Origin of the sequence: Dickeya fangzhongdai (assembly GCF_002812485.1) — a bacterium.
In the GTDB taxonomy this organism is placed as follows: domain Bacteria; phylum Pseudomonadota; class Gammaproteobacteria; order Enterobacterales; family Enterobacteriaceae; genus Dickeya; species Dickeya fangzhongdai.
In genome coordinates, this window is sequence record NZ_CP025003.1 from 4,811,350 (window position 1) to 4,834,376 (window position 23,027).

Genomic DNA, 23,027 nt, shown 5'->3' on the forward strand with positions numbered 1-23,027 from the left:
GTATGACGGGTATAACGAGGCAATTTGTCTGGGTTCCCTCACCCCAATAACCAAAAAAAGGTCACATTATGTTTCAGTTTTCCGCACAACAGCGGCTGACAGCGCTGTGCTGGCTATCCCTCTTTCACATCCTGGTGATTATCTCCAGCAACTATCTGGTTCAGCTGCCAATTACGCTTTTCGGCTTTCATACCACCTGGGGCGCATTTACTTTCCCGTTCATCTTCCTGGCTTCCGATCTGACCGTGCGGATCTTCGGCGCCCCGCTGGCACGCCGCATTATTCTGACGGTGATGGTGCCGGCGCTGATCGCTTCGTATCTGGTTTCGTCCCTATTCTACAAGGGCGAATGGCAGGGGTTTGGCGCGCTGAGCCAGGTGAACCCGATGGTGGCGCGTATCGCCGCCGCCAGCCTGATGGCCTATGTGCTGGGCCAGATTCTCGACGTGCATGTCTTCAACCGTCTGCGCCGGCTCAAAGCCTGGTGGGCGGCGCCGGCCGCTTCCGCGGTGCTGGGCAACCTCAGCGATACGGTGGCGTTCTTCTTTATCGCCTTCTATCGCAGCACCGATCCGTTCATGGCCACGCACTGGATGGAAATCGCTACGGTGGATTATTTCTTCAAGATCGCCATCAACCTGGTTTTCTTCCTGCCGATGTACGGCGTACTGCTTAACATGCTGCTGCGCCGTCTGAGCCAGCCGGGGAACAACGCGCCGTACCAGGATCAAACCGCCTGATACGCTGTTTTCGCTCATAAACAGGGTTTCGGAATAACCGGAAAAATTGCCCTCCCCCACCTGATTCGGGTGCAAGACAGGGACCGTGATAACAAAACGCTTGTTTTTACGCCCCGAATCAGGTGCCATAGCGCCACTTCTGTTTTTGTTCGTGATAAAGAAAGGATACCCATGCCAAATTTAGCGAAATATATCGGTATTGGTCTGCTGGCCGCCACGCTGGCCGCCTGCGACGGCAACAGCGATAAGAAAACCAACGCGCCGGCCGCCAGCCCCGCAGCGGAGAAAACCACAGCGCAGAACGTGTCCCTGCTCTCCGGCAAACTGACCTTTACCCTGCCGGACGGCCTGAGCGATCAGAGCGGCAAACTGGGCAATCAGAACAACAACATGCACGTCTATGCGGATCAGAGCGGCCAGAAAGCCATCATCGTGATTGTGGGTGATGACACGCCGCTGGATCTGCCGGCTCTGGGTCAACGTCTTGAAGAGCAGCAGCGCGGGCGCGATGCCAACCTTCAGGTACTGGGTAACAAAACCGCCGAGATCAACGGCCATCAGATTCAGCAACTGGACAGCGTCCTGACCAGCAACGGGCAGAAAGCGTTTTCGTCCATCGTGCTGGCAAAAGCGGACAATCGTCTGCTGACGCTGCAAATCACGCTGCCGGCGGATAATCTGCAGCAGGCGCAGGCCGACGCCGCTAAGGTAATCAGCTCGCTGAAGCTGAACTGATCCCCACACAGCGTCATCCCCGCCGCGCCGACAACGGTTGTCGGCGGGATTCTGTTCACACCGCTTTCGCGTCGCGCAACCCGCGCTGATACAACCGTACCGTCAGCAGCAGCCCAGCCAGCGCCAGCCCCGCCGCCGCCAGATAAATGGCATCGATATCGGTATAAGCCATCATGACGCCGGCCGCCGGCCCAACCACCCCCAGCGACAAATCCAGAAAGATAGTGTACGTCGCCAACGCGCTGCCCTGATTCTGCGCCGACACCGCCTTGACCGCCACCACGCCCAACGCCGGGAACACCAGCGAAAATCCGGCGCCGGCAAAAAACGCGCCCGCTTCCGCCATCAGCGGGTGCGATGCCAGCCATACCAGCACCAGACCGGCGCCCTCTACGAGAAAGCAGGCCAGCGCGACCCGCAGGCCGCCAAAACGGTTAATGACATTCGGGAACAACAGCCGGGTGCCGACAAAGGCGCAGCTGAACAGGCTCAGGGTCAGCGCGGCGCCGTCCCACTGACGGCTGGCGTAAAACAGGGTGATAAAAGTCGAGATCACGCCGAACCCGGCGGACGCCAGCGACAGAATCACGCCGTACAGCCAGACCTTGCCGAGCACCTCGCGGAACGGCAGCTTCTTGCCCGGCATCACCGTCACCGCCGGACGGGGCAACGCCAGCAGAATCGCCGCGCCGGCCACCAGCACGATCACGATCGACAGCAGCCACAACCCGCCCAGATGATAAATCCACACCCCCAGCGGCGCGCCAATCGCCATCGCGCCATAGGTCGCCACGCCGTTCCACGAAATCACCCGGCCGATATGCAGCGACCCGACTACACCGACGCCCCACAAGGTTGCGCCGGTGCCGGCGAAGCTCTGCCCAATGCCCAGCACCAGACGGCCGACGCACAACAGCGCCAGCGCCAGCACCGGCGAGCCGTCATTCCAGGCCGCCAGCGCATAAAATACGCCGCTCAGCAGCACGCCGGACAGCCCGAACACCACCACCTGCTTCGGCCCTTTCTCATCCGCATGACGACCGGCTCGCGGGCGACTGAGCAGAGTAGAAAAATACTGCAGACTGATCACCAGCCCGGCCCAGAAGGCGCTGAACCCAAGCTGTTCATGCACATAGCCCGGCAACACCGCCAGCGGCAACCCGATATTCAGATAGCTGGCAAAGTTAAACATCACTACGGACATGATGCGCAAGTTTAGACGCAAGCCGCCGGGAGAGGGCTTGGGCGGCGTAGACACAGGCGGTGTGGAAGCTGGCATGGAGAAATCGGCTCGCTTACGGGTCGCGTCGACAGGCGAACGCGGCAGACATTGTGAGATTCTGAGTATAAACAAGACACTTGCGTCTTTCAGCACCAATTAGCGTGCGTCGTCATACGACTTTGACCTCTGCGCTTTTACGCTTATATGACCTCTTTTACGCTTATATGACAGAACCGCGCCTGCGTTATACTCAACGGGATACGTCGTCAGGAGAGATTGCATGCCTGTGAAGCTCAACCAGCCACGCCCCTCGACCGAACAGGACACGCCATCCGGCGCTTCCCGTCAGCGGTTCGGGTACCTAGCAGGCTGGCTGCACCGCATCAGGTCGGTGCCCGTTGTCGCCCATTTTATCCGCGCGGGAGACCGCTTTAACGACCGGATGGGCAACCAGTTCGGCGCCGCCATCACCTACTTTTCGTTTCTGTCGCTGATTCCGATTCTGATGGTATCGTTCGCCACGGCAGGGTTTGTGCTGGCTTCCAACCCCGACCTGCTGACCGGTCTCATCAACCGTATCGTCAACAGCATCAGCGACCCGAGTCTCGCCCGCACCCTGAAGAACACCGTTAATACCGCGGTACGACAGCGCACCACCGTCGGGCTGACCGGTTTGCTGATCGCGCTCTATTCCGGCGTAAACTGGATAGGCAACCTGCGGGAGGCGATTCACGCCCAGTCGCGCGATGTGTGGGAGCGCCAGCCGCACGAGGAAGAGAAAATCTATCTGCGCTACCTGTGGGATTTTCTGTCGCTGATCGGGCTGCTGCTGGCGCTGGTGATCACGCTGTTTCTCACCTCGGTGGCCGGCAGCGCGCAGGCGACGATCGTCCGGGCCCTGGGTCTGGACGGCATTGATTGGTTGCGCCCGGTGATGACGCTGATTGCGCTGTCTATCTCCATCTTCGCCAACTATCTGCTGTTTTTGTGGATACTGTGGGTGCTGCCGCGCCATAACCCCCGGCGCGGACCGTTGTTGCGCGGCACGCTGATGGCGGCCATCGGCTTTGAAATGCTGAAGTTCGCCATGACCGTGGCGCTGCCTCAACTGGCGACATCGCCTTCCGGCGCCGCGTTTGGTTCCGTCATCGGCTTGATGACGTTTTTCTATTTCTTTGCCCGCCTGACGCTATTCTGCGCCGCCTGGATCGCCACGGCGGACCCGAAAACCGATACCAACACGCGGGCGCCGCTGCCCGACGCCTGACCCCCATAGTCCATCAACAGGAGCGACCATGCCTTTCGTCAACATTCGCATCACCAAAGACGGCGCCACCGCCGAACAAAAAAAGCAGCTGATTGCCGGCGTAACCCAGCTGCTGGTAGATACGCTGGGAAAAAATCCGGCCACGACCGTGGTCATCATTGATGAGGTGGAAACCGACAACTGGGGCATTGGCGGACAGAGCGTCACCGAGCGCCGCCAGCAGGCTTCATAACCGGACACACAACGTATCAATAGGCAACAGTCCGCTAAGGATCGGGATTACAAACGGTTTTCCCGATCCACATCATGAAAAAATAAAACATCGTTTCATCGCTATTGACTCCATGCTGCGTAATGTTGAGACTGGCGCTAGTTTCCGTTTGGTTCACCTTCTCTTTTTACAGGTCAGCTGTCATGACGACGAAGAACATTGCGATTATTGGCGAGTGCATGATTGAACTGTCACAGAAAGGCGCGGATCTCAACCGCGGTTTTGGTGGCGATACCCTCAACACTGCCGTCTACATCTCCCGTCAGGTAAAACCGGACGCGCTTGGCGTACATTACGTCACCGCGCTGGGTACCGATTCCTTCAGTAGCGAAATGATGGCTGCCTGGCAAAAGGAAGGGGTCAAAACCGACTTGATCCAACGTCTGGACAACAAACTGCCGGGGCTGTATTTCATCGAAACCGACGCCACCGGCGAGCGCACCTTTTACTACTGGCGTAACGATGCCGCGGCCCGTTACTGGCTGGAAAGCCCGGATGCCGACACCATCAGTCAGCAACTGGCGCAGTTCGATTACATCTACCTGAGCGGCATCAGCCTGGCGATCCTGAATCAAGCCAGCCGTGCGCGCCTGCTGACGGTGCTGCACGCCTGCCGCGCCAACGGCGGCAAGGTAATTTTCGACAACAACTATCGCCCGCGCCTGTGGCAGAGCAAAGAAGAAACCCGTCAATCGTACAGCGATATGCTGGCCTGCACGGATATCGCGTTCCTGACGCTGGACGACGAAGATATGCTGTGGGGCGAACTGCCGGTGGACGAGGTGCTGAAACGCACCCATAGCGCCGGAGTGACGGAAGTGGTGATCAAACGCGGCGCAGACTCCTGCCTGGTGTCGATCCAGGGCGAACCGCTGCAGGAAGTCCCGGCGATAAAGCTGCCCAAAGAAAAAGTCGTCGACACGACGGCGGCGGGCGATTCGTTCAGCGCCGGCTACCTGTCCGTGCGTCTGAACGGCGGCAGCGCGCAGGATGCCGCCAAACGCGGCCATCTCACCGCCAGCACCGTCATCCAGTATCGCGGCGCGATTATTCCGCTGGAAGCAATGCCTGCCTGAGCAGGGTAACAGGTAACACGGCTGACTCAATAAAAAACGCCGGTTCAGTCTCATGCTGAACCGGCGTTTTTATTACAAATAATTTATATCCATAATGCAAATGCAGCAAAGTCATGACTTCAATACCAAGTATTGGCATAACAAATCTCATGACACTCAACGCTTTGGACTTCTTATAAATTAGATGTTTACTTGGCAATATAATCTGTTCTCCGGTAGTACACCTTTCATTATTTCCCATTTTTTTAACTTCATCGCTAGCCGTAAGAATGCAAAACCGATAATATACAAAAATTACAATTTGTAGGTTTTGTTTGTCACATGAAAGTCACCAAGCTAGATAATCAATTACTTGAAAAAGCGACAGATATTTTTGCAAAACTCGGATTGCCCATTGAGCAAGCGATCAACGTGTTTTTGGCAAAATCTGTTCAGTCCAAAGGTTTTCCCTTTTCTGTTGCCCTTGAAAGTGAAACCCAGCCAGAGGGGTCATCACAGAGCAAAATCACCAACGCCGAGATCACAGAGGTGATTCATGACTTGGTTGAGAACAACTTACCTCTAAGTGAAATAGAAAACCTCACTCAGTTGACCTATTGTCGCAACACCTTTGGACTTTCATTCCCTGTGCTGAAGCTTGCCAAATCACTTAGGCCAGAAGACATTCGCAGTGCGGCCAAAGATGCCAAAGAGCGAAACCGCTACTCAACCACCAAAGTGGCCCAGCGAGCAGACAAAACCTACGTCATCTGCACACAATGGACCGACAGGCATCGCAATGCCTTTTGTCGCTGGCAAGGTATCTTTAGCCGCGAAGAGTAGCTAACCGGCAAGAAAAAACCGATCAATACACTGATTTTTGACATGATGATACAGCGTAGTAGAGCCACTCAATAACGCAGAGAGGTTGATTAAATGGCAGATAGCACACCTCAAGCACCACAAGGTGAGTTTGTTCTCTTCACCAGTGCTGACGGTCAAACGCGCGTTGAGTGTCGTTTTGAGTCCGATACGTTGTGGCTTTCTCAAGCTGCAATGGCAGAACTTTATGATAAAGATGTTCGCACAATTAATGAGCACCTGATCAATATCTACAATGAAGGTGAGCTTGTACAAAACGCAACTATCCGGAAATTCCGGATAGTTCGATTAGAAGGTACTCGTCAAATATCTCGCGAAATTGATCACTACAATCTCGATGCAATTCTAGCGGTAGGCTACCGGGTTCGTTCACAACGTGGCACACAGTTTCGCCAATGGGCGACACAAATACTGAAAGAGTACCTTATTAAGGGCTTCGTCATGGATGACGAGCGCCTGAAAAACCCGCCCGTTGGTCATTCCGCTGTGCCAGATTACTTTGATGAAATGCTGGAACGCATTCGCGATATCCGAGCCAGTGAGCGACGTGTTTATCTGCGGGTGAAAGAAATCTTTACTATGGCCGCCGACTACGAGCCATCCAACCAAGAGACTAACCGTTTCTTTCAAACCATCCAAAACAAGCTGCATTATGCCTGCACGCATATGACGGCCGCTGAGCTTATCGCCCGCCGTGTAGATGCCAGTAAACCGGATATGGGCCTGACCAGCTATAAAGGCGATGAAGTACGCAAGACAGACGTCACTATTGCAAAGAACTACCTACGTGAAGACGAAATCAAAGAGCTCAATCGTATCGTCAATATGTGGCTCGATTTTGCCGAAGACCAGGCTTTACGCCGCAAGCAGGTATTCTTGCAGGACTGGGCCGATAAGCTTGACCAGTTCTTGAGTTTTAACGATCGGGATGTTTTAAGCGGTGCCGGGAAAATCTCCAAAAAAGACGCAGATGATAAGGCAAAATTGGAGTTTGACCGCTTTGCAGTACAGCGCCGTCGCTTAAAAGAAGCCGAAGGCGCACAAGCCAATATCGCTGCACTCAAGGCAATACTTAAAAAGGACAAATAGCCGTTTAATCTGTCAGAACGGATAGCCACCGAAAACTTGATATTCGGTGGTACAAAAAGCGTAATGCCGTTGAACGCTATTTTGCCCGGCTGAAGGAACATCGCCGTATTGCAACCCGCTCGGAAAAAACAGCCAAAAACTACCTGAGTATGCTTAAACTGGGTGCTATCCGGTTATTTTTAAAGCGGTTGTCAAATTAAGGGACACTCCTAGTCTATCTATTGTGCCGGTGCCGCAGACGCGGCGTTATTATCCGGCTGCATGATGCTCATGTAGGTTTCCCGCAACGCCTTCATGTTGGCTTCCGGCTCGCCCTGCGGCTGTAGCATCACCAACGTCGCTTCCTGAGACAACTGCTGATGCAGTTCCTGATTCAGCATCTCCAGCGTGACCGACGACAGGTAGTTCTGGCGCAGCTTCTGATACTGCTCCGGCGCAATGTCCACCACCCCGTTTTTCTGCGAACGCAGACGCTGGTCCATCAGAATATCGGTACTGGCGCGGGCATACGTGGCGAACAGCTTGCTCAGCTCTTCCGCTTTACGCGCCATCAGCGTGTCAAACTCCGCCTGAGACAGTCCTTTATCCCGCAGCGCCAGTAGCTCTTTGCTCAGGAAAGTCACGCCGGCCTGCGCCGATTCGCTGGTGACATTGTCCAGATGGATGGCGCACTGGGCGCGGGCATACACCACATTGCAGTCAAAACGCACGTTGGTGTCTTTCAGCGGGCTTTTGGTCAGCACCTGCTGCATATGCCAGAACAGCGCTTCGCGCGCCAAATCACTATGCCAGTAGCGGGCCAGCGCCTGAGAATCGCGGATAGGCTGCCACGGCATGTCCCATACCAACGACAGGATATCCTGCTTCGCACTGCTGTCCATCAGGCTGATCGGCGTCGATGGCATCGCGGACAGCGTCGGCAACGGAGAAGGCGTCACCCGCTTGCCCTGCAACGGCGAAAACACTCTGTCGATCTGCTCGGCGATGACGCGGCTGTCGACATTGCCCACTACATACAGCGTCATGGCGTCCGGGGTGTACCAGGTTTTGTAGTATTTGTTCAGCTGTTCGGCATTCACCGACGCCTTGAGCGGTTGCCCCGGCGCATACGACAACAGCGACGACCCTTTCAGGCGGTAGCGCCAGCTCGGGTCTTGCGGATTGGTGGGCGCGGTCGCCACCGGATCAATCATCTTCATCGCCGACGCGATGCGTTTATCATTAATCTGCAACTGGCCCGCGGTGTCCGCCAGCCAGCTCAACGCATCTTTCAACAGGTCAGGCCGGTTATTCGGCAGACTCAGATTGTAAGAGGTAAAGTCATACGATGTGGTAGCCGGGGGCAATGGTCGGGTTTCGCTCTCAGACTGCTGCCACAACGACGGTAGCTGCCCGGCGGAAAAGGTGTCGCGCGGCAACAACGCCAGACGCGGAATAAAATGGGAAAACCCCGTCTGTTGCGCATTTTCCGTCAGTGAACCGGTATTAATCATCAACCGTAGTTCAATCCGGTCGCTGGGACGCTGGGGTGTTGCAAGAAGCTGCCAGCTAAAGCCGTTATCCAGCTTGCCCTGTTGCCAGGCGGGATCGGGTTGTAGTGCTTCAGCCTGCACGTTGCCGACGGCAGCCGCCAGCAACACTCCACCAACAAAAAGGCCAAATTTGGTGCCTTGCATGTGAACCCCTACTTTAATCACTAACCAATACAGTATGTTTTTGTGAATTCGGGCGGCATCGTCCTGCCGCCTCACGTGTTATACCCAAAATAAGTCGAGTTGCAGGGCAAAACGATCGCGCTTTGAACAACACAACGCATCGGCCCTTCAAGGGCAAGGCGCATACGAGCCTTGTAACGCGGCAACCGGGTGAGTGAGGGCAGCCAACGCACCTGCAACATGAAGTATGACGGGTATATTCGCCTCACAAAAAAGAGAAGCGAAGTGTACCATCCCGTTAGACAGCGTGCTTTCGTCTATGTCACTCAACGACGTGAAATAAAGAGTAAAAAAACTAAATGCGTCTAAATCTAGCACAGAATGGATAAGAATTACCCACAGTCCGCGAAGCGAACTGTGGGTAACTGGCAGGAGTGAATCCGCGTTAACGCGCTATCAGGACGGACGGGATTCCGCCGCCGGGCCGTCATCGCGGCCGGACAGCACGTTGTTCATCTGTTTGGAATCAAGCTGCTTACACCATTTGGCCACCACTACGGTCGCCACGCCGTTGCCGACCAGGTTAGTCAGCGCGCGGGCTTCGGACATGAAGCGGTCGATGCCCAGAATCAGCGCCAGACCGGCAAGCGGCAGGTGCCCTACGGCGGAAATGGTGGCTGCCAGCACGATAAAGCCGCTGCCGGTCACGCCCGCCGCCCCTTTGGACGACAGCAGCAGCACCACCAGCAGGGTGATCTGATGCCAGATATCCATGTGGCTGTTGGTCGCCTGAGCGATGAACACCGCCGCCATAGTCAGATAAATCGAGGTGCCGTCCAGGTTGAAGGAGTAGCCGGTCGGAATCACCAGACCCACCACCGATTTCTTACAACCCAGTTTTTCCATCTTCTCCAGCATACGCGGCAGCGCGGACTCGGAAGAGGAAGTACCCAGTACGATCAGCAGTTCTTCTCGAATGTAGCGAATGAACTTGAAGATGCTGAAACCGGTAGCTCTGGCGATAGACCCCAGCACCAGCACCACAAACAGGATACAGGTGATGTAGAAGCAGATAATCAACTGCCCCAGCTGCACCAGCGTGCCCACGCCATACTTACCGATGGTGAAGGCCATCGCGCCGAATGCCCCCAGCGGCGCCAGACGCATGATCATGTTGATGATGCCGAAAATCACTTTGGAGAAACTTTCGATCACGTCGAAAATCAGCACGCCCTTGTCGCCCAGACGGTGCAGAGCGAAACCGAACATCACCGCAAACAGCAGCACCTGCAGGATGTTGCCGCTGGCGAAAGCGCCGATCACGCTGGAAGGAATCACGTCCATCAGGAACGGCACCACGCCTTGCTTACCGGCTTCAGTAGCGTAGTTCGCCACCGCGGCCACGTTCAGCGACGCCGGATCCACGTTCATACCCACGCCAGGCTGCAGCACGTTTACCACCACCAGACCGATGATCAGCGCCAGCGTACTGACAATTTCAAAATAGAGCAGCGCAACGGCGCCGGTACGCCCGACGGCTTTCATACTCTCCATCCCGGCGATCCCGGTGACGACGGTACAAAAGATCACAGGCGCGATCACCATTTTGATTAATTTCACGAATCCATCGCCCAGAGGCTGCATTTGCTGCCCCAGTCCTGGGTAGAAGTGACCCAGCAATATCCCTATGGTAATAGCAGTAAGCACCTGAAAGTAGAGACTTTTGAATATTGATTTTTTCATAGTGTGACGTCCTTTGATGGGAAAACACACGGGGGACAAAGAACGATAAAGTTGCCGCCTGTGCTTGCGCCGGAAAATAACACCCTGATAACAGGCTGAATACTTTTATAACTTTAGTTTGTGAACATCCGGTTAAAAACAAGAGCTGAATCGCTTCAACAGATTCTTCCCAAAAACATTGCATTAATTTATCGGTAACATCACGCATGACTAACGCCGTCTAAACCTCGCGGCAAACCGCGTCATTACTCTATTCTGCGCTGATTCATAAGAATTTTTTGTGAATGGGATCACGAGTAACAATCAGGTTAACAAAGCGTGAAACATGCTATGTCTGAGGGGTAAAAATGGGGGAGATGGCGAGGACGATGCCTCGCCATGTTTACCACAGGATAGGTTATTTACCGCGTGCCAAAGTGGCCAGCAGACGCAGGCTGGACGAGTAGTAATCTTCCGATGCGCCGGTCAGATCGCTGAGTCCGTCGAAGTTGCCCATCGTCAGGTCGCGTACCGCCAATAAGCCGCCCTGCATGTTGTAAGGTGCGGTGTTATTGCTCAGCACATCGATCCAGGCCGGCGTCGTCAGACGGGAATAATTACGCCAGTACAGTTGGAACGGCACCAGCGCCGTCGTTTTGGCGTCATACCAATACAGGTACAGCGGAATACGGATGGCGTCGTAACTGAAACGCGGCGGCCAGGCCGTCGCCGGCGCCATCGATCCATCCGCGTTCAACGCCACCCAGTCCGTCGGCAACCCAACCTGACCGAAACGCATTTCTCCGAGCAGCGACAGGCTGTCGTCAATCAGTTGCCGCCACACCTGAAGATGGCTGCGGTTCGCAAAGTCGCGCCAGGCCGGGAACAGGAAATATGACGGGTTAAGGATCACATAGCTGTTCTTGTTGAAGCCATAGGCGCCGGGCAACATCACGGTGCGGCCCGCAAACTGAATGATATTGTTGGCGATGATCGCTTTCTGGATACGGTCCGACGCCTGCAGGTAACGGTTGTCCTGCCACTTGTTTCCCGCTTTTAACAACGCCCAGGCGATCAGCACATCGCCATCCGAGGCGTTGTTCTTATCCACCACCGGATTGGCCGCCGACGGGTCATAACGCCAGTAGAACAGGCCGCTGGCCGTGTTCTGCAGGTGGCTTTGCGTCCAGTTCCACAGGCTATCGAACGCGCTCCGATCACCATAATGCACCGCCATCAGCATGGCGAATCCCTGGCCTTCGGTATGGCTGACATTCTTGTTGCCGGTATCCTGAATGCGCCCATCCGCGGTCATGAAACGGCTTTTATAGATTTCCCAGCCGTTTGCCGCCGTTGCCGACACACTGAACAACACCATCAGCATCAACGCCCAACAACGCCACATTGGCTTTACCATTACGCCTCCGGCTCAGTGTTGGTAACGGAACAGCAGGGTCGATTCGTTGTCGGTCTCTTCGCAGGACAGCGGCACAGACTCGACGCCGCCCTGCTCACGCAGCCAACGGCTGTAGAGCCCCTGCAACACCGCCGCCATCGCCATGCGCCACCTGACGCTGCCTGACGTATTCACGGAGACGGGCAACGCCAGATGATAAATCTCCAGTCGATTTTCATACGGACGCAGGTCCACGCATCCCCAATCGAACAGAGACAGCACCCGATTGATCTCCCGTTCCAGATCCACCACCGTCACCGCCGCTGACAGCGGGTAGCGTTCGGCCAGTTGCCCGCCCATGTGACGCAAAAACGCCAGCCCTTCCTGCTCACCGGCGTTATCCATCATCCCGTTGACGATCACGCCGAGCAGATCCGCCCAGCCGGGCGGCAGTTGCTGCTGGCGATAATAGTTCAATGCATGCTGTTGCAGGTCACTCATGCTTATTTGCCTCCGAGCCCGTAGCGGAAATAGAGCTGGGCCGTGGTTTCGTTATAGTTGCCAAAGGTGTCATAGCCCATCTGTCCGCCAACGGTCACGTCTTTGGTAACGCGATAATCCGCGCCGACATGCACGTTATAGCCAATGCCGCTCTTGCTGTCGCCTGCGTAGTGGGATTCTTTGGCGAAGCCGTTAGTCACAGCATCATCCAGAAACGCCTGCCAGTCCGGGTTGTTAGGGAAATAATCGCTGCGATCAAGCGAATAAGACTGATAACCCACAGCCACGCCCGCCTTGACGCTCAGGTTGTCGTATTTCTGACTCCATTCCACCGGCAACGATACCGACACGTAATTCTGCGGACTGAAATAGCCCCCCTGGCCGTAACTGTAGTAGCTCAGGTTACTGGCGAAGTTCATCCAGCTTAGGTTGACGCCGGTTTTCAACTCACGGTCGCGATCATGGAACGGCCGAATATAGGCGCCGGCATTCGCCATCACGCCAGTGTTGCTTTTCACGTTCTCGCCGAGGTAGCTATAAGCACCGCCTCCGCCATAGAAACCGACATCGCCGTTGTCATAGCTCAACAACACATTGCCGCCGTTTTTGGTGACCTGCCCCCAGCTTTTACCGCTGAAAGCCTCCTTGCTGCCAACATAAGAAAGCAGACTATCGGTAACGGCACGGCGTTCGCCGGTCACGATCAACGTCAGGAAATCGGTCAGCTTAGGCGACCACTGCACACCGCCCACCAGCGTATTCAGGTCCTGACCGAGCGGCGTACTGCCGAGATCGAGCTTATAGTTTTTGCCGATAAGCCCCAGATTAAGTTCAACCCCAGACGCTTTTTGCGAGTCGGTAGCGCTGGAACTCGCCGTATTGACATTTGGCTTATTCGACGATGCAAGCAGGAAATTTTTAATATTCGCATTCTTGGGGTCATTCAGTAATGCCAACGTCCTTTGCCCAGTTGCAGTTAAAGGATTTAATGCATCAAAAGAGATATGCCCATTAGCATCGGCAATAGAATTGTAGTAGGAAACAGCTTCTGGATTGGTTGACGCAAGCGAATTACGAATACTATCAGTTAATGCATCTACTTCGGCATTCACCGTATTCACCATGTTCTGAACCGCCTGCGCACCCGCACCGCCGCCGTAGCGTCGATAAGCATCACCGCTGGCGCTGCCCGCACTGAGCGACATCGGCGTGACGCTAAAATTGATCCGCGCATCCCCAAACGAGCCGCTCGACCAGGTCAATGGTACTTTGGCTTCAGTCAACCGACTGAGGCCCGACTCGCCATCACGACCGCGAATCTGCAATCCGGACTGTACCCAGCCGCCGGTATCCCGCTCCAGATCGTCCATCATGCCGTTAATCTGGGTCAGCGTAGCAGCCTGTTGTTGTGTGGTGGTGGCCGGAGCCACCACCACCGCGGTGTCGCCACTGGCGACACCGTTACGCTGCTGCCACGGCATCACGCTGCCATAAGTGGAAGAACTGTTGGCGACACGGGTAGCCGCCGGCGTCGAACGATCGATGAACGGGTTGTCCGTCATCGCCAGTCCGCCGATCGCGGGCGCGTTGCCTGGCGCAGCGCCTTCCAGCCCCACCGCTTTCGAGCGGGCGGTTTTCAGGTAAGCCAGCGCCTGATCGCGGTTGCCTTCGGCATCCGCGATCCGAGCCAGCAGCAGCAGCCGTTCCGGCGTCTGCTCGCCCTGCAAGCCTGTTGACAGCGCATGCGCCTTTTTAGGGTCGTGACGTTCCAGCGCCACATTAATGGCGCCGACGCGCGCGTCCTGCGTCGGGGTATCGTGCAACAACAGGTAATCGTAAACGTCCGCCGCCTCTTTGTTCATTTTGCCGGACTGGTATAGCCGGGCCATAGCGAACATCAGATCGGTATTTTTCGGATCGCGCTGCAGCGCACGGGCCAGCTTGTCGTAAGCCTGCGCATACTGCTGGTTTTCGCGCAGGCGATCGGCCTCGCGCACCACGAAACCGGTACGCAATCCATCCAGCTGCGTCGTGCTGCTGCGCGCCACCAGTTCCGGGCGACTCAGCCACGACCGCGCTTCATCGCTCAGTCCGGCCTGATTCAACACCCCAACCTGATCGGCGTAATCGCCGGCATTGCCCTGCACGCCGCGTTGCATGCTGTTGCGCACCACCGCCACCGCCGCGGCGGTATCGCCGGCAGCCGCCAGCGACTGGGCCAGTTTGCCCGCGTCAGCCGGATTTTCCGGCGGCGCCACCGACAACGCCCGCAGGGTGTTGGCCGCCGCGGCGTTTTCGCCCCGCGACAGATAAACCTGGGCGGTCGCCATCTGCAGATTGAAATTGACCCGCTGCGCCAGACTCCGGGTATCTTCATTCTGGTTACGCGGCGGAATGCGCGACAGCAGCGTGCTGGCCTGCTGCCAGGCGTTATTTTCACTGGCGAACAACGCCGCGGCGTACAGGTCGTCCGCACTGGCGCCAGCGCGGAACAGCGGCTGCATCAGCGAGGTGGCGGCCGCCGTATTACCCTGCTGCTGGTAAATCCGCGCCAGATCGAGCTTCAGCCAGCCATCGTTCGGGAAACGCGCCATGCCCTGCTGCAACAGGCCGATGGCGCGGACGGTATCGCCCGCCGCCAGCGCCTGTTTGGCTTCATTGCGCACCGGCGCGCTGGTCGCGACCGGGCGCGGCGCCATGCTGCGCCGCACGCTCTCCGGCAAGGCCGCGAACAGCGTATTGGCCTCATCGGCGCGGTTTTGTTCGCGCAGTACGTAATACAGCCCTTCTTTGGCGTTGCGATTATCGACGTCGGTTTGCAGAACCTCGCGATATAACCGTTCCGCCTGCGGGAAGTTGTTGGTGCGGCGCAGCACGTCAGCCCGGAACAGTTTCGCCGTCAGCCCTTTGTCGCCGCCGGCCTGCGCCAGCGGTTCGCTCAGGGTCAGCGCCTGCGCCGTATTGCCGCTCTTCATCGCCTGCTGGGCATTCGCCAGTTGGGCGTAGAAACGAGCGTCTTCCGCCTGCTGCTGGCGCTGCGTGCTGTTTTCGCCGCCTTGCCGGGCCGCTCGCTCCAGATAGGACGCCGCAGCGGCAAAATCGCCGCGTCGCTGGGCGGCATACCCCATCCCCGCCAGCGCATCCGCGTCTTCCGGGTTAGCCTGCAGCACCTGACTGAACGCAGTTTGCGCGCTGGACAGATCGCCGCTGTTGAGTGCGGTAAACCCTTTGTCTTTCTCGCTGCCGCCCACATTCTTGCGGTAATAGTCCATCACCGCCGTGTCCTGCGGGTGCCGCTGCTGGTAGAGCTGATAGAACGGCGCGTCGTCCGCTTTCGGCCCCAACCACAGCAGCGCCTGCCGCATCGCCTGATCGGCATCGGCGCTGCCGGACGCCAGCCCGCTCAGGATCTGCACCCCTTCGCGGCGGGTCGGTTCCTGATAGGTCAGCGCCTTGCCGAGCGCCACGGCGGCATTGGTGTCCTGCGGATGCGCCGCCGCAAATTCACGCAGGTGATCAATCGCCTGCGGCAGCAGCGTGCGGTCGCCCGCCATGGTCAGATAGTATTCCGCCGCGATGCCGGCGGGCGGCTGGGTGCCGCTGAACAGATTGCGCCAGGTTTGCAGCGAGGCGCTGATATTGCCGCTGCGCGCCTGCTGACGCGCCAGCGCCAGTTGCGCCTGCGGAATGGTCGCGGCCTGGCGAGCGTTGTCCAGCGCCTGCAACAGCGGGTCCTGCGGCGATGCCGTGCTCAGGCGTTCGCGCCATTTGGCCGCTTCGGCGCTGTCGCCGCTGTTCTGGGCATACAGCGCCATCAGGTAAAGCGCGCGCGGGTTGTTGGCATCCACCCGCAGAATTTTCTGCAGCGCGTCGCGGGCAAGATCGTCGTGAGAGCGCTGATGCCAGTAATCCGCCTGCTCAAACAGCGCCTGCAGCGCCGGATTCGTCTGCGCCGCCAGCGCGGAGGCCGATAGCACGCCGCCGACCACCACCCCGGTGAGAGACAGTGACTGACGGATGCGGGCTGTTAATGTCGTCATCTTCATAGGTGGCTCGCTTATTTTTTATCTAAACCCGCATCGCGTCGGGTCGACAGCCTTTTCTCCGCCAGCCGCCGGAGGATCGACGCCAGACTAAGCCCCACGACCGCCGCCAGCAGCAACGCCGCTAGCGCCAGCAACACCGAGTGCTGATTGGCGTACCAGACAATCATCATGTACCAGGGCATTTCGCCGCTGGGGAACTGCGGCCCGACCCGGAAACTGCGCACGCCGTTTTCATCGGTGATGATGGCGGTATCGCCCCGCACCGCGGCGTTGATGTTCGGCGAGTTCAGGTCGCCATACAACCGCAATAACTGTTCGTCGCCGCTGCCGGTGGCAACCACCACCACTCGCTCGGGGTTCCACGGCGACCGGTAGCTGAGGAAACCGCGCCAGGCCTCGTTGGACGAGAAATAGCGGTCCGCATCCAGCGGCGCGCGGTCCCAATCGCCGGTCAACAGGGTTCGCGCGCGCTCCCACGCGCCCGGCGCTCTGACGCCGAAGGTATGGTCGTTAACCGTGTAGGGCGAGCCAGACAGCAGGTTCTGATTGAACGCGGCCTGCGGCAGCGTGGTGACCGCCAGCACGTCGCTGTTTTCGAGCTTCTGGCGATCCGCCGCGTTGGCCGGCAGGCCGAACATCACACGGTTGTGGTTGAGACTCACGCCGGTGGCGTCGCTGGCGCGTCCGGCCAGATCCAACAACAGGCCGATTTCGGCGTTGGTGGGTTTTTCCGGCAGCAGCATCACCGTCTGGGCGTAATCCGCCTGACGGGTAAACGGAAACGCCACGCCCACGAAATAGGAGAGATTCGGCAGCAGGGTGAAATGGCGCGTCCGGCTCAGATCGATCGACGCGCTGTCGGCAATCTGGCTCTTGATGTTGTTGTTGAGCAGCACGCTGCAGGGCGCATCATCCTTGGCGCGAATGTTGAAATAGAGCTGGAACTGGTTGTAGCCGTAAATCAGGTACGGCTCGACCTTCAGCGTATAGTTTTCCTGACGGGTATCGCCGCCCATTTCGCGCCACAGCTGCTGCAACACGCCGACTTTGTTCACCGTCAGGTTGCGCAGGAAGGTGCCGTTGAGCATCACGTTCAGGTATGAGCGGCTTTCGTCAATCCAGCTTTCCGACGGGAAGCGGTAGTCGACTTTCACCGGAATGGTGTCGCCGTCCCACAGGAACAGATCCGGCGCGGCGCGGAAGTTGATGCGCAACGCCTCATGCCACAGCCCGCTGACCGTCATGCTTTGATCGTTGCGCAACAGTTCGCTCAGCCGTACCGGCCGGTCGGTGTTGATCCAGCGCGGCGCGTCATAGGCGCGGCGGAACGGTATGGTCTGCTGCGCCACCGACAGGGTTGAAGCATCGCCAGTCAACGGCTGGCTGACCAGACGGTACGCCGCCTGTCGCAACTGTTCGTCATCCTTGCCCACGACCAGCATCAGTTTGTAAACCGGGTTTACCGGGTTATCAATCAGTTGCAGCGTGGGGCCGGTAACGTCCGGCAGCGTCAGCGTGCCCACTTTGTCCCCAGGGCGGCCAAACACCATGCCGCTCTTCTCGGGCAACGCATCGCGTATTACCGGGAAAGTCACGCCGTAGCCGTCCATACGCATCCCCAGCCAGGAGGCCACCAGCGATGCCGCACTGACCTGCTCGGGGGTGACATCGGCCGGAAATACCATCGGCACGGTGGCGGGCGTCATCTGCAACGGGTCGATAAACGGACGCGGGAAATTCTCCAGCCGGGTGCCGATATCAAGCTGCTGACCTTCCAGATTCAGGGTGGTGGTCGGCAAAATCGTCAGGTTGTAGCGGGTCGCGCTGTCGCGTTCGCACAGCAGGCGATCGGCGTCATTGATGCGAAAGCTCAGGTTGTTGCTGGACACCACCATCGCGGCGGGAATATCCAGCTGAAACAGGGTACTGTCGCCGGTGGCGGCGTTGAGCGGCACGGTGCCCAGCGGCTGACCGTTCAGCATCAGCTGCATCGACGTATTGAGCGCCGCCAGTTCGGGCGACACTCGTAGCGCCAGATCCAGACGCGCATTGGTCACCACCTGATCGCCGGGCAGGGTGAAAATCACCCCGGCCTGCGCCTGACCGCCCGCTAGCGTAATCCCATGAATTTGCCCCATCTGCGCCACGGAGACGCTGCTGGCCAGCGGCTGGTAACCCGCCGCCGTCTGATCGCCGACGGGCGTCGGCAACAGCATGGAAGGCGTGGTCAGCGACAGCGGCGCAGGAAAATCCGAGGCCGTCGGCGCCGCAACTGGCGTGACCGCAGACGGCGTCGCCGGCGACGTTACTGGCGGCATCGCCGGCAGCGCCGTGGTCGGGGCCGCAGCGGAGTCCGTAACAGGCGCAGGTTCGGTCGCAGCGGGCTGTGGATTGCTGCCGCCGGGGCTGAGCATGGCGGGCAGCGGCGCATCCGCCGCATCGCCGGCGGCCAGCGCCCCGTTGCCGCCCAGCGCCAACACGCCGCCCACGCACAGGGACAACAGCGCTTTCATAAAACGTGGCGTCATCATGCTGCGACGTCCTCCTTCTTCAGGTCCGCCTTCCTGCCGCGGCCCCGCAAACTCATCCAGAAGAACGCGCAAACGGTGCGAACCACCGCCCACAACGAACGCAAAGGGCGGTCCTGCGGCCAGGGCGGATTCATCCAGGCATCCGCGCGCGACAACACCACCCGCACCAGCGCCCGGCGCTGGGCTAACGGAATATCGACGAATTGCAGGCGAATGATGTCGTCATCCGCCGCCACCAACTGCACCGGCAGGCAGATTTCGCTGGATTGCAGCAACAGTTCAACGGCTTCAATTTCATCGGTTTTATGACGCTGATCCGGCGCTTTGAGCTGCACCCCGCCCATCGACAGGTTGATGGTGGTGGCGCGGGACGCGATACCGCTGGCGTAATGGATGATCGCGGGTACGTCCACATCGACGCGGATGGTTTTACGCACTTGTTTGGTTTCCCGCGCCACGGCAATCGCCGCCAGCAGGGTCAGCAAACTGAGTAATGCCCACACCACGTTCAGCACTATCACATAGGGGTCAACGTTGAAATAATCATGCGCCGCGATGCGGGTAATGCCGGCCAGAACGCCCGCCCCCAGCAAAACCGCGGCAACGATGTGCGGGCGCACGATGCGAAAATCAAAAAAGCCTTCGTCCAACAGGCCGCCTTTATCGGTCACGTTGAACTTGCCGCGCGTCGGCGAAAACAGGGTAATCAGCGTCGGGATTACCAGATGGAACGCCATCACCGTTTCGTAAATCTCGCCCCAGAAGCTGTACCGGAAACGCCCGTTCATGCGCGAGTTGAGGTACATCGATATCACCAGATGCGGCAGCGCATAGGCAAAGATCATCGCCGCCGAGGCATGAATGATATTGAGGTTGAACAGCAGGTAGGCCAGCGGCGCAGTCAGGAACACCACTCGCGGCAGGCCGAACTGGAAATGCAGCATGGCGTTGAGGTAGCACAGCCGCTGCTGCCAGCTCAGCCCGCGCCCCAGCAGCGGGTTATCAATCCGGAAAATCTGCGTCATGCCGCGCGCCCAGCGGGTACGCTGGATCACGTGCAGCACCAGTCGCTCGGTCGCCAGGCCCGCCGCCAGCGGAATCGCCAGAAAAGCGGATTTCCAGCCTTTGCGCTGCATCTTGATGGCGGTGTGCGCGTCTTCCGTCACGGTTTCTACCGCAAAACCGCCGATCTCATCCAGCGCCGCACGGCGAATCACCGCGCAGGAGCCGCAGAAAAAGGCGGCGTTCCAAAGGTCATTGCCCTGTTGCACCGGTCCGTAGAACAGCGCGCCTTCGTTCGGCATGTCGCGCGCCGCACGCAGGTTACGCTCAAACGGGTCCGGCGAATAGAAGTAGTGCGGCGTCTGCAACAGCGCCAGCTTCGGGTCCGACAGGAACGGGCCAACCGTGGCCTGCAGGAAGATGCGCTTGGCGACGTGGTCGCAGTCAAATACGCAGATCAGTTCGCCCTGAGTCAGCTTAAGCGCGTGATTGAGGTTACCGGCCTTGGCATGCGCGTTGTTATCGCGGGTGATATAGCCGATACCAGCCTGCGAGGCGAACACGGCAAACTCGCTGCGCCTGCCGTCATCCAGCAGATAGACTTTTATTTTTTCGCGCGGGTAGTCGATACACTGTGCGGCCAGCACCGTATCACGCACCACATCCAGGCTTTCGTTATAGGTGGGGATATACACATCCACCGTCGGCCATAATTGGGTGTCTTCCGGCATCGGCTCAATAACGCGTTCCAGCGGCCAGGCAGTCTGGAGAAAGCCCAATAGCAGAATCACCCAGACATAGAATTCGGCGATAAATAACCCGATGCCAAGAATGGCTTCAATTTCAGAATTGAAATGCAGGGTTTCCGTTGCGCGCCAGTATATATAGCGTGTCGAGGTCAATATCGACAGCACTATCAGTACGACCGTCACCTGCCGGCGCTTGCTCAGCCCCAGCAAAAACATCAGCGCCATGCTGATCAGACCGAATATATATTGTTTTTCACTGTCCATCGGGGTGATGACAATCACCGCCGCAGCCGGTAGCAATAACAACAATAAAACCAAAAACAGGATTTTTTTCATCGATTATCCTGATATTTAATGGATAGAAAACGCCCGCGCGAGCATGCCTTGCGCTGAAAAAACCAGCCAGATAATGTCAATTTCGTACGAGTCTAGGCTGACCGGCGCTTAACTGGCCGGTACAGCCTGATAAGCTGGAAAATCGGCGTGAACTTCTCCGTTGCCAATCCTGATATCCAGCAGAGCCGCAACGCGTTTTCCGATAAGCTCAATATCAAACGCAGCGGCGGAGACAGGGCTGAAATCAAAAATGGAGCGTTGGGAGGCATTGGCTTCAGCGACACTCTCATCACGGTGTACGCTGCCAATCAGTTTGTCCGGCATACGCTGCTGAACAAACGACGAAACCTGGCTGCTGATAGCACGGCGGTTATCCGTCTGATTCAGCAGCAGGTAGTAACCCTTTTTCCGGTTCAGACGCTGACCGGTCAGTTTGTTGTCTTCGATATACGGCATCAGCGACAACGACGCGGTATCCGCCATCATCACCATCAGGTGCAGGTCGGCCAGGTCGGTCATGGCTTTCAGCGCCGGACTCGGTCCGGGCGGAAAATCCGCCACGATCACCAATCCCGGGTAGTTCATCACCGTGCTGAGGCCACGCTTGAGAAACAGCGGATCGCTTGCCAGATTATGCTCAAACGCCAGCCGTTGATCTTCGGTGACGTTGCCGTAAGGCAGCACGAAAATATTATCGTCGGTAGTCAGGATGGACTGGCTCCAGTCCGCCGTTTCGTCGGATTTAGCGACATAACCGCGCTCATCGCCGAGCGGTACGCCAAAATGCAGGCGCAGCGCGTTCTGCACATCAAAATCAATCGCCAGCACCTTGCTGCCCCCGCGGGCCAGCGCATATGCCAGATTAGCCGCCATGGTGGTTTTGCCGACGCCACCTTTCGGAGAACAAACACAAACTAACGGCATAACGCAATTTTCTCCAGCAAGGGTTTCAACAACATGGTCTTGGATACCGAATGAATTTCATCATGGCGGTGGCTACTGAATAACTGGCGGAACCGGCCGGCGTCGGATGCAACGCTGGCCTCGCTCACCGCCGGTGCAGACGCCAGCAAATGTCGGCGCGCCGCTTCAGGCTGCGCCGTTTCCATCGCCAGGACCGCCGCTTGTGGCGCCGGCGCCGCCGGTTGCGGCACAGGAACCGAGACCGCCTCAGCAGGCGGCAACGATGCGGCAATAGCGTTAAACAGAGAGTGCTGATTGCCCTCGGAAGGAGCAGCGCTCAAGCTAGATGGTGGCGCTACGCGGCGGGACGACGATGAAGACGCCGCAGGCGCTGACAAGACGTGTTGGCTCACCGGCACAGGCTGCGCAATACTCACCGGTTGCGCGCCAGATAGCGTGTCGTCATCACCGGTCTGATTGCGCAACAGCTGTTTCATAATCGGCCAGACTACGGTTTCAGATTGCAATACCTGGCCGGACATGTCCCTGAAATTAATATCTTTTATCTGGGCTTTGTCCTTAAAGCGCTGCATATCATCATAACTTTTCATCTAACTGACATTTCCCTGGAAAAGGGTGACGGCGAATATGGCGCTGGGTAACAGCGCAAAAAACAATCTTTTCGGATTAGTCTTATACCGATATTTGTGACGAAGGTAAATTACTCCAGAAAAATAAACAAATAATCCGTAAGTAAAACCCCCTCTCTCTAACTGCTTGAAAAAACATAATTCACCCGACTGAAATTTCACTATATAGATAGTTAATCTACGGGTAATCACAGAAGAAATTAATGGATTGGTATCGGATGATAAATAGACCAACGTGAAGATAGCGCAGTGCTCACCTGAAATCCATGATTAAA

The 23,027-nt window shown here is 57.4% G+C and carries 18 protein-coding genes and 1 pseudogene; 8 read left to right on the forward strand and 11 right to left on the reverse strand.

The features are described from left to right. The first annotated feature begins 68 nt into the window (after positions 1 to 68). Positions 69 to 740, forward strand: coding sequence for a 7-cyano-7-deazaguanine/7-aminomethyl-7-deazaguanine transporter (locus CVE23_RS21615; protein WP_100850311.1), 672 nt, complete (start codon positions 69 to 71; stop codon positions 738 to 740). A gap of 171 nt (positions 741 to 911) precedes the next feature. Next, positions 912 to 1,475: a DcrB family lipoprotein gene (locus CVE23_RS21620; protein ID WP_038917429.1), complete on the forward strand. Its 564-nt coding sequence runs from the start codon at positions 912 to 914 to the stop codon at positions 1,473 to 1,475. 55 nt (positions 1,476 to 1,530) lie between these two features. Here the strand turns inward: CVE23_RS21620 and CVE23_RS21625 are convergent, their stop codons facing one another. Beyond that, a complete protein-coding gene (locus tag CVE23_RS21625; protein ID WP_100850312.1) occupies positions 1,531 to 2,754 on the reverse strand; it encodes an MFS transporter in 1,224 nt (407 codons plus the stop codon). A 223-nt stretch (positions 2,755 to 2,977) separates the two neighbouring features. Between CVE23_RS21625 and yhjD the strand changes: the two genes are divergently transcribed. The 3 genes from yhjD (at position 2,978) to kdgK (ending at position 5,311) form a co-directional block, all read left to right on the forward strand. Next, positions 2,978 to 3,964: an inner membrane protein YhjD gene (yhjD, locus tag CVE23_RS21630; RefSeq protein WP_100850313.1), complete on the forward strand. Its 987-nt coding sequence runs from the start codon at positions 2,978 to 2,980 to the stop codon at positions 3,962 to 3,964. Between the two features lie 28 nt (positions 3,965 to 3,992). Then, on the forward strand, positions 3,993 to 4,196 hold the full coding sequence (locus tag CVE23_RS21635) for a 2-hydroxymuconate tautomerase family protein (protein WP_015848366.1): 204 nt from the start codon (positions 3,993 to 3,995) through the stop codon (positions 4,194 to 4,196). A gap of 182 nt (positions 4,197 to 4,378) precedes the next feature. Continuing rightward, a complete protein-coding gene (kdgK, locus tag CVE23_RS21640; RefSeq protein WP_100850314.1) occupies positions 4,379 to 5,311 on the forward strand; it encodes a 2-dehydro-3-deoxygluconokinase in 933 nt (310 codons plus the stop codon). Here kdgK and CVE23_RS22815 read toward each other — a convergent pair. Further along, the gene (locus CVE23_RS22815) at positions 5,283 to 5,552 is read right to left on the reverse strand and encodes a hypothetical protein (RefSeq protein WP_145958436.1); all 270 of its coding nucleotides are present in this window, start codon (positions 5,550 to 5,552) and stop codon (positions 5,283 to 5,285) included. The two genes, kdgK and CVE23_RS22815, sit on opposite strands and share 29 nt — an antisense overlap. 80 nt (positions 5,553 to 5,632) lie before the next feature. Here CVE23_RS22815 and CVE23_RS21645 point away from each other — a divergent pair, with 80 nt between their 5' ends. The 3 genes and pseudogenes from CVE23_RS21645 to CVE23_RS21655 all read left to right on the forward strand — a co-directional run. Further along, on the forward strand, positions 5,633 to 6,133 hold the full coding sequence (locus CVE23_RS21645) for a type II toxin-antitoxin system RelB/DinJ family antitoxin (RefSeq protein WP_100850315.1): 501 nt from the start codon (positions 5,633 to 5,635) through the stop codon (positions 6,131 to 6,133). Positions 6,134 to 6,226: 93 nt separating this feature from the next. Continuing rightward, positions 6,227 to 7,261 carry a virulence RhuM family protein gene (locus CVE23_RS21650; RefSeq protein WP_100850316.1) on the forward strand — a complete coding sequence of 345 codons (1,035 nt, stop codon included), beginning with the start codon at positions 6,227 to 6,229 and terminating at the stop codon, positions 7,259 to 7,261. Between the two features lie 50 nt (positions 7,262 to 7,311). Further along, positions 7,312 to 7,461 (forward strand): annotated as a pseudogene (locus CVE23_RS21655) (IS5 family transposase); the annotation flags it as partial. 18 nt (positions 7,462 to 7,479) lie between these two features. On the opposite strand, the gene CVE23_RS21660 reads toward CVE23_RS21655, so the two are convergent. The 9 genes from CVE23_RS21660 to bcsO form a co-directional block, all read right to left on the reverse strand. Next, complete coding sequence (locus CVE23_RS21660) at positions 7,480 to 8,937, reverse strand: M16 family metallopeptidase (protein WP_100850317.1); 1,458 nt, start codon at positions 8,935 to 8,937, stop codon at positions 7,480 to 7,482. Between the two features lie 435 nt (positions 8,938 to 9,372). Beyond that, positions 9,373 to 10,659 (reverse strand): dicarboxylate/amino acid:cation symporter, encoded by a 1,287-nt coding sequence (locus CVE23_RS21665; RefSeq protein ID WP_042858155.1) that lies wholly within the window; start codon positions 10,657 to 10,659, stop codon positions 9,373 to 9,375. 397 nt (positions 10,660 to 11,056) lie between these two features. Continuing rightward, positions 11,057 to 12,055 (reverse strand): glycosyl hydrolase family 8, encoded by a 999-nt coding sequence (locus tag CVE23_RS21670; RefSeq protein WP_100850318.1) that lies wholly within the window; start codon positions 12,053 to 12,055, stop codon positions 11,057 to 11,059. Between the two features lie 12 nt (positions 12,056 to 12,067). Continuing rightward, positions 12,068 to 12,535, reverse strand: a complete 468-nt coding sequence (gene bcsD, locus CVE23_RS21675) for a cellulose biosynthesis protein BcsD (RefSeq protein WP_038917420.1) — start codon at positions 12,533 to 12,535, stop codon at positions 12,068 to 12,070. A gap of 2 nt (positions 12,536 to 12,537) precedes the next feature. Further along, positions 12,538 to 16,581, reverse strand: a complete 4,044-nt coding sequence (locus tag CVE23_RS21680) for a cellulose biosynthesis protein BcsC (protein ID WP_100850319.1) — start codon at positions 16,579 to 16,581, stop codon at positions 12,538 to 12,540. An 11-nt stretch (positions 16,582 to 16,592) separates the two neighbouring features. Continuing rightward, positions 16,593 to 19,112, reverse strand: coding sequence for a cellulose biosynthesis cyclic di-GMP-binding regulatory protein BcsB (gene bcsB / locus CVE23_RS21685; RefSeq protein ID WP_100850320.1), 2,520 nt, complete (start codon positions 19,110 to 19,112; stop codon positions 16,593 to 16,595). Next, a complete protein-coding gene (gene bcsA / locus CVE23_RS21690; protein WP_049842577.1) occupies positions 19,109 to 21,199 on the reverse strand; it encodes a UDP-forming cellulose synthase catalytic subunit in 2,091 nt (696 codons plus the stop codon). Before bcsA ends, bcsB begins: the two co-directional genes overlap by 4 nt. A gap of 108 nt (positions 21,200 to 21,307) precedes the next feature. Then, positions 21,308 to 22,123, reverse strand: coding sequence for a cellulose biosynthesis protein BcsQ (bcsQ, locus tag CVE23_RS21695; protein ID WP_038664349.1), 816 nt, complete (start codon positions 22,121 to 22,123; stop codon positions 21,308 to 21,310). Next, positions 22,114 to 22,713 carry a cellulose biosynthesis protein BcsO gene (bcsO, locus tag CVE23_RS21700; RefSeq protein WP_100850321.1) on the reverse strand — a complete coding sequence of 200 codons (600 nt, stop codon included), beginning with the start codon at positions 22,711 to 22,713 and terminating at the stop codon, positions 22,114 to 22,116. The genes bcsQ and bcsO overlap by 10 nt, the downstream gene beginning before the upstream one ends. Between the last annotated feature and the right edge of the window lie 314 nt (positions 22,714 to 23,027).